Below are 16,537 nucleotides of genomic sequence, written 5' to 3' on the forward strand. Positions count from 1 at the left end.
AGCCGGTATCAAATCGCAGAATTCTGCAGGTCGCTCATGGACTGGGAAACAGGTAAAGGGATTACCTTTCTTTGGTATGCGACAGGAAAAGAATATAAGCAGCAGCCCTGAAGCACTCTTCGCAACAGCTTGTCCTTAATTTCTATAAGCAGTGGGCCACATTATTACCGCATTGCCTGAATCCGCTGCACTGTGGCTGAAAACCATTTCACAACAAAAGGGTATCCTCCTGTAAATTCGAGAATACCCCATGATGTATTTATAAACGCTGAATGAACGCTTAATGCTTGTAAATGTTATAGAATGCTGATTTCCCCTGGAAAAGAGCAACATCACCCAGCTCTTCTTCAATACGAAGCAGCTGATTGTATTTCGCAATACGATCTGTTCTGGACATGGATCCGGTTTTGATCTGTCCCGCATTGAAGGCAACTGCGATATCCGCAATTGTCGCATCCTCTGTTTCACCGCTTCTGTGAGATACGACAGCCGTATAGCCGTGTTTCTTTGCGAGCTCCATTGCATCGAAGGTTTCTGTCAGTGTACCAATCTGATTCACCTTAATCAGGATGGAATTCGCGATATCCTTATCAATTCCCTCCTGCAGGATTGCCGGATTTGTGACAAACAGGTCATCCCCGACAATCTGAATTTTCTTACCCAGATGCTCCGTCAGCTTTTTCCAGCCATCCCAGTCGCGTTCTCCCAGACCGTCTTCAATGGAGATAATAGGATATTTCTCAACCAGTTCATCATACCATGCTATCATTTCATCTGTTGTCTTGGAGCCCTGTCCGGATTTTTTCAAATCGTACATCTTTGTTTCTGTATTATAGAACTCACTGGCCGCAACGTCCATCGCAATGCAGATATCCTCACCGGCACGGAAGCCGGCAGCCTCGATTGCTTCCATAATACATTTCAGCGGCGCTTCATTGTCTTCCAGGTTTGGCGCAAATCCACCCTCATCACCGACAGCAGTGACCTGTCCCTTGCTCTTCAACACTTTTTTCAGGGCATGGAAGGTTTCAGCACCCATACGAATTGCTTCGCGAATGCTTTTTGCGCCTACCGGCATAATCATAAACTCCTGAAAATCCACAGAAGAATCCGCATGACTTCCGCCGTTTAACACATTCATCATAGGTACCGGCAGTGTCTTGGCATTGATACCGCCTAAATAGCGATACAGTGGCAACCCATAGTAATCCGCAGCAGCATGTGCAACCGCAAGGGAGATTCCCAGAATCGCATTCGCTCCGTATTTGGATTTATCCTTAGTTCCATCGGCATCAATCAACGCCTTGTCAATTGCAGCCTGGTCGGTAACATCCATTCCCAAAACCACATCGATCAGAATATTGTTAACGTTCTCCACTGCCTGCAGTACACCCTTACCGCCATAACGGGAAGGATCGCCGTCACGCAGCTCCAGTGCTTCTCTTTCTCCAGTGGATGCTCCGCTTGGCACCATGGCACGACCTACAAATCCGGAAGCTGTTTCCACTTCCACCTCAATTGTAGGATTTCCTCGAGAATCCAGAATTTCTCTGGCATGAACATTTGTAATCAATGACATAACCTATGTCCTCCTTTATCTACACTTTTTATACATGCACAGTATAGCACAAACCCCCTTTTGTCTAAAGGAGTTTGCCCAAACTAACACATTTTCACACAATTTATTCCGCAAGTAATTCTCTAAGATCATCAATGGTACGCGTTGGATAAATCTGTAGTTTTTCCACATCCTCGCGCTGATGCACACCACTGGTCACAAAAATCGTATCCACATGGTTTTCCACACCCAGCAGGATATCTGTTTCCAGATTATCTCCCAGAATTACTGCCTCATCCGCATACAGCTGAAAATATTTCAATGCTTCCTCCAGAATCGGAGCATGCGGCTTCCCGATTTTCGGAGAAACCTGCCCGCTTGCATATTCAAACATCGCTACAATGGAACCATTGCCTACCGCAAATCCACCCGGCTGTGCAAGCAGGCGGTCATTATTGGTACCGATCAGCTTCGCTCCCTTCAACAGAAAATCCAATGCCTTAGAATATTTCTCATAGGTACCTGTGTTATCCAGACCAACAAAGACCAGATCAACATCCTGCTCTGTAACGGTAAAGCCGTTATCCTCCAAGGCCTCTCTTAGTCCATCCTGCCCGATATACCAGACGTTTCTTCCCTCATAATGCGCAGCCGCATACCTAGCCGCTGCCATGCTGGAGGTAAAGAAATGCTCTTCCCGGATACCGGTGAATCCCATCTGTTCCATATGCTCCACATTCTGGCGCTTTGTACGCTTTGCATTATTCGTCAGAAAAACAAAACGCTCGCCCCGTTTCGTCAGCGTGTCGATAAACTCCTTAGCACCTTCTATAATCTGTGATCCGCGATACATGGTACCATCGAGATCTATGAAATATGTTTTTTTCATACTGCCACCTGCTTTCTACTCCTTAATGATATAGAAAGCACCATTTTTGTCAAGTGGCACCTATCTGCTTTTCCCTCTTGTTTTCTTCTTTTTCGGGTTAACCAGGAGCAGGCCGATAATAATCAGAATAGCCGGCCAGTAATTCCCCACAAGATAGTTGAAATACATTGCCATTTGATCCGGATCAAAATTAGGCTTGAGAAGAAGCACAACACCACTGATTCCAATGATAAATCCTGCCCGTTCCCGCATTTTTATCACTTCCTGCCTCTATTATAGGAAGATACAGCGACGAATTTTGTCAGTTTCCCGCCATGTCTGCATATTTTTTTAAACAGCTGCATATATGCACAGCAGTCAATTATTTCCACTTTATTAAGGAAACAGTTTCTATCCTATGCTCCTGTGCTGTTTAAAGGAAGCCCTGAAAAGTCTTTTGAGTGCTCATTAAGGTAAACGAAAAAAGACGCAGGTATTCTACGTCTCAATTATTTTATAGAAATTCGCAGCGCTTTAAAGCTCCACTTTCTCCAATTCGCCGTATCCGATTTCCGTCGGAGTTTCACGCCCAAACAGAATGGTCAGTACAACAGCTGTCTGAGAATCCTCATGCAGTTCCTCAACAGTTCCTTCAACATTGGCGAAAGCCCCGCTCAGAATGCGTACACGGTCTCCAACAACAAAATCGATCTGTACCTTACGCTCACTCATACCAAGACGGCGCAGGATGCTCTCCATTTCCTCTTCAGCAACAGGGAACGGCTTCGCACCACCACCACTGGATCCGATAAATCCGGTAACGCCCGGCGTATTACGTACGATATACCATGCTTCATCTGTCATGATCATTTCAACAAACAGATAACCGCTGAACAGGTTGGTCGTTTTCTCTACTTCCTTACCGTTCTTGTATTCAATCTCTTTTTCTTCTGCGACAATTACACGGAACAAATAATCCTGTAGTCCCATGGATTCCACACGACGCAACAGATTTTCTTTTACACGATTTTCATGTCCGGCATATGTATTGACCACATACCACTGCTTTTTATTTTCCTCAGCCATGCTTTACCTCCTACACGATTCCAATCAGTTTCAAGAAACCGGATGATACAACCTGACACAGGTAAAAGAATAAGGCCAGGAATGCTACAAATCCAAATACTGTTACACTGTCTCTGGCAAGATCCTTTGCCTTTGGCCAGCGTATTCTCTTCATTTCGGTTAAAATCCCGTTAATACTGAACCATTTCATAAGCTGCCTCCTTATTTCGTTTCCTTGTGAAGTGTATGTTTACCGCATTTCTTGCAGAACTTCATCAATTCAATACGCTCATTATGCGTTTTTTTGTTCTTTGTAGTTGTATAGTTTCGAGAAAGACATTCGGTGCAGGTTAATATGACTTTATCGCTCATCAGGAACACCTCTTTCTTTGCCTATTTACTTTATCATAAAGAAGTGGTTTCGTCAATTTAATTTCCAATTCCAAGCAGGAATGCTGCGAATTCTACCGCATTTCCTCCCTTTCCCTGTCTTTTCGTACCTTCTGTAGTGTATTATCCACTTTTTTCACCTTGACCTGAAGCGTGTCCGCAATCTGGCGGTACGTATATCCAAGCGCACGCAAATCGACGATTCTTTTTTCCAAATCGCTGAGAGCCTCCTTGCGTGTATTCACACGATGCTGAAATTCATAGGAAACCGCAAAGCTTTCATTAGGCTTTTCCATTATATCAAGCAGACAGTAGCCTCCCGCCTCCTCGCGTATACAGCTATCCAGGGAAAGCACACGTCGTTCATGTGCCGACTGCCGGTAACAGTCAATCAACAGATTGTGAAATACACTGCAAAAATAATGATAGAAGCTGGCCTCCTGATCCTCGCGATAGTCATCGATCGTCTGTACAAGCTTGAGTCTTGCCAGCTGCAGGTAGTCATCCTCAGATAGCCCGCTTTTGCAGGCTCCGATATATTTCTTAATCAGCTTATCAGCTATTTCCTCATACTTATGCATGAGGGCTGCAAATGCCATTTCGTCTTTTTGTCGTATTAAATATAGTAATTCATAATCGTTTTCGTAAACTTCTTCCATCTATTTTCTCTCCCCGAAAGGGAAGCAGAAAATTACAGAGGATGGCGCTGTGCGTGAATCTGGTAAAGCAGGATGCCTGCTGCCACGGAAGCATTTAAAGAGCTGACGCTTCCCTCCATCGGCAGACGGACACAATAGTCGCAATTCTTTTTCACAAGAGAGCTGATACCGAAGCCTTCGCTGCCAATCACAAGAACAAGAGGTACATCATACTGTCCTTCACGGTAATCGCGGGAATTCTCAAAATCTGTTCCGACCACCCAGTAGCCCTGCTTCTTCAGGTATTTGATTGCTTGTACAAGATTGGTGACCACGCTTACCTTTACGGTATCAATTGCTCCGGTACTCACCTTGGCAACCGTCGGTGTCAGACGAACATTGCGATGCTTTCCAATGATGACGCCATCTGCCCGGATACAGTCACAGGTACGTAGAATCGCCCCCAGATTATGAGGATCCTCCAAGCCGTCCAGCATCACCAGCAGCGGCTGTTTTCCCTGCGGAACGCTTTCCAGCAGTTCTTCCAGCTCCCAGGTCTTGTAATCGTCGATACAGGCGGCAATGCCCTGATGGTTTCCGTTCAGCAGCTGATCCATCTTCTTTCTGCCCAGAACCTTTACAGGGATCCGTCTTTTTTTGATTTCACCTTCCAGTGCTGTATCACGGATACCCTCCTGTATCAGAACCTCATGAATGGGCTTCCCGTCCTGCAGAAGCTGCTTTACAACATTCTTTCCATATACATACTGCGTCATTGGTATTCTCCTATCTTCTGAATTTCCTCCCACAAGGCCTTCAGACGGTCCTCCTGATGCGTCAGATACAGCCAGCCGAATAATGCCTCCAGACCGGTTGACATACGGTAGGTTGTCACATCCGCATTTTTTGCCTTGCTTGCGGAATGGGTATTGCGTCCGCGCAGGACGATTGCATATTCCTCTTCACTGAAAAATGCACGCTCCTTCAGCTGAATCAGAAAATACGCCTGTGCCTTCGCACTCACCCAGGACTCACTCTTCTTCTGTAAAATTTTGGATTTCTGCCAGCCCTGTGCCAGCAGCATTTCCCGAACCAGCAGCGACATGACAGCATCTCCCATATAGGCAAGCGATGTTCCGTTATACTCCTTAATATCCATTACAGGATACCCTTCTCTATCAGCTTCGCACGGTATTGATCAGCCGTCTCAAAATCCTTTTCCTTAACGGCTGCCTTCCACTGACGGTGCAGCTGTTTGTCTTCCTCGCTCATTGTCAGACGCAAAAGCTCAATGCCCAGGACATCCATCATTTTCTCCAGGGTACGAACCAGTGCCTTCACCACCTGCAGATCACTTTCTCTCTGACGCAGTGCCTGATTGAGAGCCTTAACAGTTTCAAACACAGCCGCAAAAGCATTCGGTGTATTCATGTCATCCTGCATAGCATCAAGAAACGGCGCAAGCTGATCCTCATCACAGGTCTCATCCATGTCAACATCGGCAAGACCCAGTTTAACATACGCCTGCTTCATTGCAGTAGCCACGCGGTTCAATTCCTTTTTCGCCGTTTCGATTGCTTCCTCATTGATATTCAATGGTGCACGATAGTGTGCAGACAGCATGACCCAGCGCAATACATTTCCACCGATTTTCGCAATCATATCCTTTGCCCAGATCACATTCCCCAGACTTTTGGACATCTTCTCTCCATCAATATTCACCATACCATTATGAATCCAGTAATTAGCAATCGGAGAGTCGTAAGCTGCACGAGACTGTGCAATCTCATTTTCATGATGCGGGAATTTCAAATCCATACCACCGCCGTGAATATCAATCGTATGCTCACCGCCAAACTCCTGATTGATCATGACTACACATTCCGTATGCCATCCCGGACGTCCCACAGACCATGGAGAATCCCACTTGATACCTTCTTCTGTTTTTTTCCACAATGTGAAATCCAGCGGATTTTCCTTCTTGCTGTTCTCGTCAATACGCGCACCAACAAGCAAATCCTCGATCTGCTGATTGGACAGCTTTCCATAGCTTTCCACACTGTTTACTCTAAAATACACATCGCCTTCCATTTCATATGCATGTCCCTTATCCACCAGCAGCTTAATAAAAGCAATAATGGCATCCATGGTTTCTGTAACCCTTGGAGCCGCATCCGGCATTGCAGCGTGCAGGGATAAACGGTCATGATTATATGCATCTATAAATTTCTCTGTAATTTCTGCTTCACTTACTCCACATTCCTTTGCGACCTTGATGATCTTATCATCAACATCGGTATAATTTGAGACCATTTTAACGTTGTACCCAATCGCCTGAAACGTGCGCTTCAGCGTATCGAATACAACGATGGGCCGGGCATTCCCGATGTGGGGATAGTTATATACTGTTGGACCGCATACATACATATGCACCTCATTTTCATGCAGGGGTTTAAATTCTTCCACCTTTTGATTCATACTGTTGAATATTTTCATATCATTTCCTCCTTATAAATAAAAAAAGCACTTATATTATAGAGACGCTGTTTCGCGCGGTTCCACTCTATTTGAAAAATGCTTTTCCACTTGGTACGTTAACGCCGAACTACGTATTCTTCTACATTATCGAAAAATCCCTCCAAGGGGCATTTCCCGCATGAATTGTTTCTGCTTCCACCATTCAGAAATCGCTGTCTTTCCATACATATGCCGGTACTCATCCTTGTCACAGGTTTATCTTGTTTTAGTATAACAGGGAACTATGCGGATTTCAATACTACCGCTCATTTCCCTCGCTTTTTTCCTTCTCAAGCGCTTTTGATATATTCATGAATTGAGCCATCAGGTCATCACTCAGTCCGGATTTTTTCATTTCATCCACATAGACTGCATCCAAATCATCTAGCTCCTTGAAACCATTTGTATCTCCTTCATCATTGGTATTCAGCTTTGTACGCAATGCCATGATCTTCACCTCACTCAGAACTGTGGTTATAGTTTACACCTTTCCGTCACATTTGAAAAGAGGAGATGCTATATTTTTCTGCTGTTTTTCATTTTATACATCTGCACATCCGCCTCATGGAATACATCCTGCAGCGATGCACACTGTACAGGATCATACAGCGCATACCCAACCGATAGGGAAATCGGTATGTCACAGTCCTTAGGCACGGTTTCCTCATAGGTCAGAATACGTTCACACAAAGACTTCATCTTCTTATCATCCGCATCGGGTACTAAAACAACAAACTCATCACCGCCGAAGCGATATACCGGACAGGTACTGGCACATTTTCCAATCACCGTTGCCGCCTTCCTTATATATTCATCCCCGATCTGATGCCCCTGTTCATCATTGATTTTCTTTAATCCGTTCAAATCCGCAATCAGTATCCCCAGCACCTCATCCTGTTTGTTCTGGATATCGAGTTCAAATGCATTTCGATTTTTCAGACCTGTCAAAAAATCTGTATTCGCCATATCCTTATACATGGGATTGCTGATACGCTTAAACAAACGAACAGCGATGAATACGGCGAGCAGACAGGCAATTGCCGCAATGATCGGTGTACCGATGCGAATTATCTGAAAAGCACGGTACTGATGGGTGGCATCAAATTCAATTCCCAGCACACCCACGACCTCATTGCCCTTATGAATCGGGAAATAAGAGATAAAGATAGGACCCCATTCCGTATTTTTTATCTGATTCGGCAAAATAATTTTATCATGTAAAGCAGCCGTTAGCTCCGGGATGATTTCCTCTTCGATTTTATCTCCGGGATTACGAAAATCAGAGCTGTCATACGGCAGACCATCCACCAGATATACATACTCCCCCTGTATATTTTTTTCTGCAGTATATAGATAACGTACATTCGTGCTGGCTTTTACTTCTTCCAGTTTCTCCTTCATACGTATATAGGCAGGATTATCTCTCGTCAATGCCTCTGTATTTTGAAAAGTGGTCTTATCCACATAATCATCCACATACTGATAGATGCTGTGAGAGCGCTCCTTGAGACTGTTGATCATATCCTCATGTGTGATAAAGTAGTTAAAAAAATACACACAGATCAAAGGTGTTGTCACAAGAACAGCTGTCACAATGGATACCTGTACATCTACTCTGCTGATTCGCCGTTTTCTATCCATAGTTCTCTCCCCAAATTTGTTACATCAATTATAGCATGCACATAGAAAGGAAAACAACGACGAAACAGAAAACATTACAATTATTCTGCCGATATCAGTAGCTTCCATCTCAGAGGCGATATTTGTAATTGTTTTCGTCATTCTTTCACGCCATATCCGGAAGTGCGTTCAGCTTTAACTTCCTTCGCATGAATGCATAAAAAAGACCACCGTAGTGATCTTTTGTTTATACTTTTCGTCTGGGAATTAAGCTAATTCAGAGAAGAATTTGATTGTTCTAACCATCTGGCTAGTGTAAGAGTTTTCGTTGTCATACCAAGATACAACCTGTACCTGAGTATTTCCGTCTTCCATTTCCATAGCCATTGTCTGAGTTGCATCAAACAGTGATCCGTAACGCATACCGATAACATCGCTTGAAACGATTTCGTCAGTAGTGTATCCGAAAGATTCATTTGAAGCAGCCTTCATAGCAGCGTTGATTTCGTCAACAGTTACTTTCCCCTTAACAACAGCAACTAAGATTGTAGTTGATCCTGTAGGAGTAGGTACACGCTGAGCGGAACCGATCAGTTTACCTTTCAGTTCAGGAATAACCAGACCGATAGCCTTAGCAGCACCAGTAGAGTTAGGAACGATGTTTACTGCAGCAGCACGGGAACGACGCAGGTCACCTTTTCTCTGAGGTCCGTCCAGTGTCATCTGATCACCTGTGTAAGCGTGGATTGTTGACATGATACCGCTCTGGATAGGAGCTAAATCATTCAGTGCTTTCGCCATAGGAGCTAAGCAGTTTGTAGTACAAGAAGCAGCAGAGATTACTGTGTCTTCCGGTTTCAATACATCGTGGTTTGTGTTGAATACAACGGTAGGCAGATCGTTTCCTGCAGGTGCAGAGATAACAACCTTACGAGCACCAGCTTCGATGTGTGCAGAAGCTTTGTCTTTTGAAGTGTAGAATCCTGTACATTCCAGAACAACGTCTACACCTAATTTTCCCCAAGGCAGGTTTTTAGCATCAGCCTCAGCATAAATTGTGATTTCCTTTCCATCAACTGTGATAGAGTTTTCACCAGCAACTACTGTATCAGCTTTAGCGTATGTACCCTGTGTAGAGTCGTATTTTAATAAGTGAGCCAGCATTTTTGGAGAAGTCAGGTCGTTGATTGCAACTACTTCGTAACCTTCAGCCCCAAACATCTGTCTGAATGCAAGACGCCCAATACGTCCAAATCCATTAATAGCAACTTTTACTGTCATCTTCAAAGTCCTCCTTTTAACACTCTTATTATACGTATTTCATAGGTAAATGTCAATTGAGAATCTTTTCACTTGCAGTTTTTTTCAGCCTTCCTTCCGTTTTGGACAGTATCCGGCAAAAATTGCGATTTTCACCCTTAAAAAGGGCTTTTTTCAGTATAACAAAGCGTCATAATTTGTAAACGATTACATCAATTCACTGCTGACATACGGTATTAAAACGCCTCTTTCGAGCATACTGTGTATAGAGACGGGAGTGATAGTATGGTCTTTGTACCGACAATTATAGAAAGAAACGCAAGCAGTGAACGGGTGTATGATCTGTACTCCTGCCTGCTGAAGGAAAGAATCATCATACTGACGGGAGAGATTGACGATGCCATGTCCAGCTCCATTTGCGCACAGCTGCTGTATCTGTCCAGCATTAGCAGCGAGCCGATTCAAATGTATATCAATTCTCCCGGCGGCAGTGTCAGTGCGGGACTGGCTATTTATGATATAATGAAATATATCCGCTGTGATGTCAGTACGATCTGTATGGGAATTTGCGCAAGTATGGCTGCTGTGCTGCTGAGTGCGGGAACACAAGGAAAGCGAAGCGCATTATCAAACAGTGAAATCATGATTCATCAGCCTATGGGCGGTATGCAGGGACAGGCCAAGGATATGGAGATCGCTGCACTGCATATTCAGAAGCTGAAGGAGCGGCTGTACAGCATTCTCAGTGAGAATACCCGGCAAAGCAATGAAACACTACGCCGGGATTGTGATAGAGATTACTATATGGATGCGAAGGAAGCACTCTCCTATGGCTTGATTGATGCCATCATCTAATGCAGAAAATTCTGCCCTTTCCTTATATGTTATGGTAAAATAATCGTATAAAGGAAGTGATACTATGGAACGTAAAGCAAAGAAGGTATGTGAATCTGAAGCAGAGCAGGTTCAGCTTGTCATGGCCAACCATCTGAATGGCAGCGGTCGTCTGTTTGGCGGACAGCTTGCCGAATGGATTGATGTTCTTGCGGGTGTGGTTGCCAGAAGGCACTGCAACAGCAATATTACAACCGCATCCATTGACAGCCTGAATTTCAAGGAAGCAGTACATCTGAATGAGCTGATGGTGCTTCATGGCAAGGTGACCTATGTGGGAAATACCTCAATGGAAATCCGCGTGGACAGCTATGTGGAAAACAGGGACGGTGTCCGCCGCCTTGTCAATACAGCATATCTGACAGAAGTCGCTTTGGATGATGAAGACCGCCCGACCACTGTACCGGGGCTGATTTGTGATAGCGAAGAGGAAAAACAGGAGTATCAGGCAGGCATTCGCCGAAGAGAAATCCGCCTGCAGCTGCAAAATATCGCAAAGGGCAAGGATTAGTATCATAAAAATACTGCACTTACAGACCCTTCACATGATGATAGGGAAAGTATAAGACTTATCCAAGCATGTATACCAGCATGCTGGAGATAAGTCTTTTTATTGCCTCATATAAATTCACAGCTGTATTGTCCTTCAAACATATAGAAAACACTGAGTCTTATAACGCCGACTCAGTGTTTTTTTCATACATAGGATTTTCACGCAAAACCAACTGCTTTCTTTTGGTAGCTAACACGTAGCTATCATCATTTCAGGGTAGATATGGCCCGCCGCAGCTGTGCAACATCCTTATGCGTATAGATTTTTTCTGTCGTGGTATAGGAGCTGTGTCCGATCAGCTTTTTGATGCAGGTACTGTTTGCGCCGTAATTACTCAATCTGGTCGCAAACGTATGACGGCAGTCATGTGGCAGATGCTCCATTTCCAGCATATCCATTATTTTATCAAAATACTGATTGCGGTACATATGATAATTAAATTTTTTACGTGTATCCGCATCACTGATCAAATATTCATGACCCTGCAGATAGTAGTCCATCACGTATTTTTGAATTTTTTCATGCACCGGAACGAGCCTGTTTTTACCAGCTTCTATTTTACTTCCCCCGCGTATGGTCATATTCTGCACATCTACATCTTCTCTGCGAATGTTAAAAAGCTCTCCTACGCGAAAGCCGGTGTAGATCATAATAAGAATCGTATCTACAAACGGAATATTTTCATGATCAAACAGCTTTTCAATTTCCCATTCAGTAAATGGCTTGTGAATTTCGGGGTGATCCTCTTTCCTATTGATAATCACGTATTTTGCGTAGTTTTTCTGAATAATATCGTTTTGCACAGCATATTCACATACCAGCATCATCAAAGAGCGCAGCTTGAGATCACTGGACAGCGACAATGTACTTTCATCCATGATTCGCTGGAAATGCATTGCCCTGAGATCACTCATGCGGACATTCCATATACTGGAACAGCGTGCATAGGCTGCCTTATAACCATTTATCGCCGTTTGTGATATATTCCGATATTTGGTGGATGACCATTCCATATAAACATTTTCAAACGTTATCGTACCCAGCTTTTCAATTTCCGCATACAAAGCAGGATTTTTATTATAATTCCATAACGAAAACTCCGCCATTTCCTCTGTCTCATAATATCCGATGATTTTACGCTTCTGATGCCGCATGCCATCCTTTCGTTTATAGGATACGGTCACACATGCAACCCATGGCTTTCTTCTATTTCCCTGCAGCTTGTATACACTGCCCATCCCGTTTGCCTTTTTTATACCTACTGATTTCCCTTTCATCCTTACACCTTCCAACTGCCTGTCCTCATATAAACCATACAATGTCAAGGATGGAATTGCAATCATGAAATGATTGGTTGCGAACACGTAGCTAACATACGGCATTCTGCTATTAATCGCATACCTCCTTTTTATATAGCGCTTATTCTTACCAATATGCCGTATTCCGTGAATTATTCAAATAACAATTTGCTTACAATTATCTTTAATAATCTGAAAGGAGAAACAACATGGATGTAAATATTATTCAGGCTTTACTGGTATTCGTTGTTGCCTTCATTATGGGTATTGACCAGTTTAGTTTCTTGGAATCATTGTATCAGCCAATCGTATTGTGTCCGATTATCGGCGCAATTCTTGGAAACTTCCAGCTTGGTGTCGTAGTTGGTGGTGCTTATCAGCTGATTCAGATTGGTAGTATGCCAATCGGTGGAGCGCAGCCGCCTAACGCAATTCTGGGTGGTATCATGGCGACTGTATTCGCAGTTTCTATGAACATGGAGGCAACTGCAGAAGGTGTCGGAGCTGCTATGGGTCTTGCAATTCCATTCGCAGTATTTGGACAGTACGCAGTTACATTAACATTCACTATTATGTCCGGTATGATGGCAAAAGCTGATGCTTGTGCTGAAAACGCTGATGTAAAGGGAATCCGTAACATCAACTTCATCGAAATGGGTATCTTGGGCTGCCTGTTCGGTGCACTGGCTGTAGCCGGTTTATACGGTGGTTCTAAATTAGGTATCACATTAAAGGATCTGTCCTTCCAGTTCTCTTGGGTAATGGCTGGATTAGACGCTGCCGGTGGTGCTATGAAATTTGTCGGATTCGCTATCCTGATGAAGGTTATGATGTCCGGCGAAATGTGGGGATTCCTGCTTGCAGGCTTCGCTATGTCTGTTATCTGCAGCAATATTTCCGCAATCTCCGGAGCAACTCTGCTTCTGTGTGCTTTCGTTGGTATCGCAATCGCACTGTACGATTACCAGGTTAACATGAAAATCAAAAATAATGCAGGTTCAAATGTAGGAGGTGTTTCTGATGGCATATAATATTCCTGAAAGATATAGTGACTTAACTCCGGCACCTCAGCTGGATAAAAAGACATTAAACAAAATGGTATGGATGTCATGCTTCCTGCAGGCTTCTTTCAACTATGAAAGAATGCAGGCCTGTGGATGGCTGTGGGGTATTCTCCCGGGTCTTCAGAAAATTCATACAAACAAGGATGACCTGAAGGCTTCCATGGCTCACAACCTGGACTTTCTGAATACGCACCCGTTCCTGGTAACCTTCGTTATGGGTATCGTATTATCTCTGGAACAGAACAAAACGGAAACACAGACCATTCGTTCCGTACGTATTTCCGCTGCCGGTCCTCTGGGTGGTATCGGTGATGCACTGTTCTGGTTGACATTGGTTCCGATTACTGCAGGTCTGACTGCAAATATCGCAATGGAAGGTAACATTCTGGGTGCTGTATTGTTCCTGATTATCTTCAATGCTGTACAGTTTGTTGTTCGTTGGTGGCTGATGCACTGGTCCTACAACCTTGGTACAAAGGCTGTAACCATGCTGACAAGCAACGCTAAGGAATTCACTCGTGCTGCATCTATTCTGGGTATCTTCGTTGTTGGTGGTCTGATTGCCAACTACGGTGCTACTTCTCTGCGTATTACTGTTGGTTCTCCTACAATCAACATTCAGAGTCTGATTGATGGAATTCTGCCAAAGCTGATTCCATTACTGATTACGCTTGGTATCTATACACTGATCAAAAAAGGCTGGACACCTGTTAAATGTATCCTTCTGATTCTGGTTACAGGTATCGTTGGATGTGCATTCGGTATCTGGGCTGGTGATTCCAAAGCTATGGATAACGATGGAAACACAATCGCAGGTGGATACAACCCGCTGGTTGAATGGTACACTTACGATGGCGGTGAAAAAGAACCTTCTGCTAAAGAGCAGAAACACGCAACTCAGGAAATCATTAAGCAGCTGCAGGATCTGGGTATCAAGATTGATGCTACTGCAGACGCTATTAGTGACTTAGGCTACGGCGGTTCTGGTTACGAACAGAAATAATAGTATTTCGCTATTATAGATAAATAGTAAAAAGCTCTCTCTACTTTAACGTACAGTTCATACGTGGAAAAGGTTTCTTCGGAAACCTTTTTTCTAAATATAGCGCTGAATTACAGTGTCTGTACTCCGTTTCAATTATGATATATATTCTTGTACCGTTTTCAATGAAGGAATGAGGTATTTTATGAACCCTATTTTATTAGTCATTATTATGATCGGCGGTATCCTTATCCTGGCCTATCAGATAACAAAGAACAGACTGCTGAATAGCTTGAACAGGGCTTTGACAGCAAATGATAAGGAGGCAATCAACAGGATTACCGATAAGTCTTTGAATCAGCGAATTTTATCTCCTTATGTATGTGATTTATATATGCTGCGTGTTCTTTTCAAAACCGGGCAGATTGAAGAACTAAAGGAACATCTGAACCTCGTACTGGATAAGCCATATACACTTGAGAAAAGAAAAGATATTCTGGACATTTACTATTATCAGTTCTTATTTAAAGACGATGCAGAGTACGCTGAAATACTGCTGGACCGGATTAGAGAAACCAATGATGCAGCCTATATTGAATACAATACAAATGCTTACAAGGTGATGATTCTAAAGCATACAGACTTACTGGAGGATATGATTCAGGGTATTGATGATAAAAAATATCATGGATTTGCCTTGGGAATAACTTTATATCTGGCAGCCTTGCAGTATTATTATTTAAACGATATGGAAAATGCGCGTATTTTCTTTTACAATAGTCTGAGCTGTTTCCATGCGAAGTCGATCTATGCTGCGCATGCACAGGCCTGGGTGGATAAGCTGAGTAAGGATATGAATGCAGCTGATCTGGATTATTGAAATATGCAATGATTTGTTGATTACTATCGTAAATAAAAAAAGAGGAAATCTGAGGTTTCGTGTTAACCTTTACCGATTTCTTCTTTTTATTTACAAAGCGTACTTCCTTATTTTACTATTCTAAGGTGTCTCTATAAAGAATACAGTAAAAACCGTGAATAGACTCATGCTGTTGAAAAGTAAAAGCATCAGTAATCTAGATCCTCGGCACCAAGTTCTTCCGTCAACCGGTCAACATACGCCTTTGCTTTTGCATAGTAAAAGGATTTTTTGTTAAAGCAGCTCAAACTGTTATAGAAATATGTTCTTGCATTATCCTTATCCTGAAGAAGCAGGTATTGCATTCCTACCATAAAGACAGCAATTCCCAGCCCTAGCCCCGAATACTTCTTATTTTCTATTCCTTCTATCATGGTGTCCAGCAGATCTGTATTATGTTCAATCATAACAGAATATGCTTCTTCATTGTATGTTATATACTGTGGATCATTTGTTTCCCTGATTTTCTCCAATAGCCTGAACGCCCATTCCTTATCTTCATGGAATAAAAAATGATAAAAATAAATATCCAATACTTCCTTACGCTTTTCCAGAGTATACGGCTTCTCCAGCGTTTCCATAAGATATTTTTTAAAACCGATATTATCACCTTTATTTAAGAGTGCACGCAAAATATAAAGATCACAGACAAAGCTTCCCATAAAGCGTTTATAGAATGACTTTTCTGAAAGCTGCAGGACCAGATCATAATTCTGATTTTGCATTGCCTTACTGACTTTGGATAATACATGGTTTTTTATCATTTGATATGCCAGAAAGCATACGATAAAACCAACTGCTATAACGATTGCCATACCGTCCATTAAATCACCTCGTTCATTTGATTTAGAAAAAGACCATAGACCGAAGTGCTATGATCTTTTTCTTTCGATACACATTCATGTATCTTA

At 43.0% G+C, this 16,537-nt stretch carries 20 protein-coding genes and 1 other annotated feature; of the genes, 5 read left to right on the forward strand and 15 right to left on the reverse strand.

What is annotated here, in order from left to right; translation table 11 throughout:
- Positions 1–280: 280 nt before the first annotated feature.
- From eno to gap, 13 genes are all read right to left on the reverse strand, one after another.
- A complete protein-coding gene (gene eno / locus ACG3M1_RS20145; RefSeq protein ID WP_002605972.1) occupies positions 281–1,579 on the reverse strand; it encodes a phosphopyruvate hydratase in 1,299 nt (432 codons plus the stop codon).
- A 103-nt stretch (positions 1,580–1,682) separates the two neighbouring features.
- A complete protein-coding gene (locus ACG3M1_RS20150; protein WP_002605973.1) occupies positions 1,683–2,447 on the reverse strand; it encodes an HAD-IIA family hydrolase in 765 nt (254 codons plus the stop codon).
- Positions 2,448–2,507: 60 nt separating this feature from the next.
- A complete protein-coding gene (locus ACG3M1_RS20155; RefSeq protein ID WP_002605974.1) occupies positions 2,508–2,699 on the reverse strand; it encodes a hypothetical protein in 192 nt (63 codons plus the stop codon).
- A 261-nt stretch (positions 2,700–2,960) separates the two neighbouring features.
- Complete coding sequence (gene nusG, locus ACG3M1_RS20160) at positions 2,961–3,512, reverse strand: transcription termination/antitermination protein NusG (protein ID WP_002605975.1); 552 nt, start codon at positions 3,510–3,512, stop codon at positions 2,961–2,963.
- Positions 3,513–3,522: 10 nt separating this feature from the next.
- Positions 3,523–3,702, reverse strand: coding sequence for a preprotein translocase subunit SecE (gene secE / locus ACG3M1_RS20165; RefSeq protein WP_002605976.1), 180 nt, complete (start codon positions 3,700–3,702; stop codon positions 3,523–3,525).
- An 11-nt stretch (positions 3,703–3,713) separates the two neighbouring features.
- On the reverse strand, positions 3,714–3,863 hold the full coding sequence (gene rpmG, locus ACG3M1_RS20170; RefSeq protein WP_002605977.1) for a 50S ribosomal protein L33: 150 nt from the start codon (positions 3,861–3,863) through the stop codon (positions 3,714–3,716).
- A gap of 92 nt (positions 3,864–3,955) precedes the next feature.
- Positions 3,956–4,540 (reverse strand): sigma-70 family RNA polymerase sigma factor, encoded by a 585-nt coding sequence (locus tag ACG3M1_RS20175; RefSeq protein WP_395814523.1) that lies wholly within the window; start codon positions 4,538–4,540, stop codon positions 3,956–3,958.
- Positions 4,541–4,572: 32 nt separating this feature from the next.
- A complete protein-coding gene (rlmB, locus tag ACG3M1_RS20180; RefSeq protein WP_002605979.1) occupies positions 4,573–5,295 on the reverse strand; it encodes a 23S rRNA (guanosine(2251)-2'-O)-methyltransferase RlmB in 723 nt (240 codons plus the stop codon).
- The gene (locus ACG3M1_RS20185) at positions 5,292–5,678 is read right to left on the reverse strand and encodes a Mini-ribonuclease 3 (RefSeq protein ID WP_002605980.1); all 387 of its coding nucleotides are present in this window, start codon (positions 5,676–5,678) and stop codon (positions 5,292–5,294) included. The genes rlmB and ACG3M1_RS20185 overlap by 4 nt, the downstream gene beginning before the upstream one ends.
- Positions 5,678–7,015: a cysteine--tRNA ligase gene (gene cysS, locus ACG3M1_RS20190; RefSeq protein WP_395814526.1), complete on the reverse strand. Its 1,338-nt coding sequence runs from the start codon at positions 7,013–7,015 to the stop codon at positions 5,678–5,680. Before cysS ends, ACG3M1_RS20185 begins: the two co-directional genes overlap by 1 nt.
- Positions 7,016–7,052: 37 nt before the next feature.
- Positions 7,053–7,257 (reverse strand) — a binding site (T-box leader).
- Between the two features lie 38 nt (positions 7,258–7,295).
- Complete coding sequence (locus ACG3M1_RS20195) at positions 7,296–7,484, reverse strand: hypothetical protein (protein ID WP_002605982.1); 189 nt, start codon at positions 7,482–7,484, stop codon at positions 7,296–7,298.
- Between the two features lie 68 nt (positions 7,485–7,552).
- The gene (locus tag ACG3M1_RS20200) at positions 7,553–8,677 is read right to left on the reverse strand and encodes a GGDEF domain-containing protein (protein WP_395814529.1); all 1,125 of its coding nucleotides are present in this window, start codon (positions 8,675–8,677) and stop codon (positions 7,553–7,555) included.
- Between the two features lie 246 nt (positions 8,678–8,923).
- Positions 8,924–9,937 (reverse strand): type I glyceraldehyde-3-phosphate dehydrogenase, encoded by a 1,014-nt coding sequence (gene gap / locus ACG3M1_RS20205; protein WP_008816593.1) that lies wholly within the window; start codon positions 9,935–9,937, stop codon positions 8,924–8,926.
- Positions 9,938–10,201: 264 nt separating this feature from the next.
- Here gap and ACG3M1_RS20210 point away from each other — a divergent pair, with 264 nt between their 5' ends.
- Together ACG3M1_RS20210 and ACG3M1_RS20215 are read left to right on the forward strand one after the other, a co-directional pair.
- Positions 10,202–10,771 (forward strand): ATP-dependent Clp protease proteolytic subunit, encoded by a 570-nt coding sequence (locus ACG3M1_RS20210; RefSeq protein ID WP_002605985.1) that lies wholly within the window; start codon positions 10,202–10,204, stop codon positions 10,769–10,771.
- Positions 10,772–10,835: 64 nt separating this feature from the next.
- Positions 10,836–11,321, forward strand: a complete 486-nt coding sequence (locus ACG3M1_RS20215; protein ID WP_002605986.1) for an acyl-CoA thioesterase — start codon at positions 10,836–10,838, stop codon at positions 11,319–11,321.
- A gap of 248 nt (positions 11,322–11,569) precedes the next feature.
- Here the strand turns inward: ACG3M1_RS20215 and ACG3M1_RS20220 are convergent, their stop codons facing one another.
- The gene (locus ACG3M1_RS20220) at positions 11,570–12,640 is read right to left on the reverse strand and encodes a tyrosine-type recombinase/integrase (protein WP_154410709.1); all 1,071 of its coding nucleotides are present in this window, start codon (positions 12,638–12,640) and stop codon (positions 11,570–11,572) included.
- Positions 12,641–12,870: 230 nt separating this feature from the next.
- Between ACG3M1_RS20220 and ACG3M1_RS20225 the strand changes: the two genes are divergently transcribed.
- From ACG3M1_RS20225 to ACG3M1_RS20235, 3 genes are all read left to right on the forward strand, one after another.
- On the forward strand, positions 12,871–13,692 hold the full coding sequence (locus ACG3M1_RS20225; protein WP_002605993.1) for a PTS mannose/fructose/sorbose/N-acetylgalactosamine transporter subunit IIC: 822 nt from the start codon (positions 12,871–12,873) through the stop codon (positions 13,690–13,692).
- Positions 13,682–14,728, forward strand: coding sequence for a PTS system mannose/fructose/sorbose family transporter subunit IID (locus tag ACG3M1_RS20230; RefSeq protein ID WP_009270628.1), 1,047 nt, complete (start codon positions 13,682–13,684; stop codon positions 14,726–14,728). Before ACG3M1_RS20225 ends, ACG3M1_RS20230 begins: the two co-directional genes overlap by 11 nt.
- A gap of 184 nt (positions 14,729–14,912) precedes the next feature.
- Positions 14,913–15,587 carry a hypothetical protein gene (locus ACG3M1_RS20235; protein WP_008816589.1) on the forward strand — a complete coding sequence of 225 codons (675 nt, stop codon included), beginning with the start codon at positions 14,913–14,915 and terminating at the stop codon, positions 15,585–15,587.
- 188 nt (positions 15,588–15,775) lie between these two features.
- On the opposite strand, the gene ACG3M1_RS20240 is transcribed toward ACG3M1_RS20235, so the two are convergent.
- On the reverse strand, positions 15,776–16,450 hold the full coding sequence (locus tag ACG3M1_RS20240; protein WP_009270629.1) for a hypothetical protein: 675 nt from the start codon (positions 16,448–16,450) through the stop codon (positions 15,776–15,778).
- Positions 16,451–16,537: the final 87 nt, after the last annotated feature.

It is taken from the genome of Clostridium sp. 10cd* (assembly GCF_044336395.1).
GTDB lineage: Bacteria > Bacillota_I > Bacilli_A > Erysipelotrichales > Erysipelotrichaceae > Clostridium_AQ > Clostridium_AQ innocuum.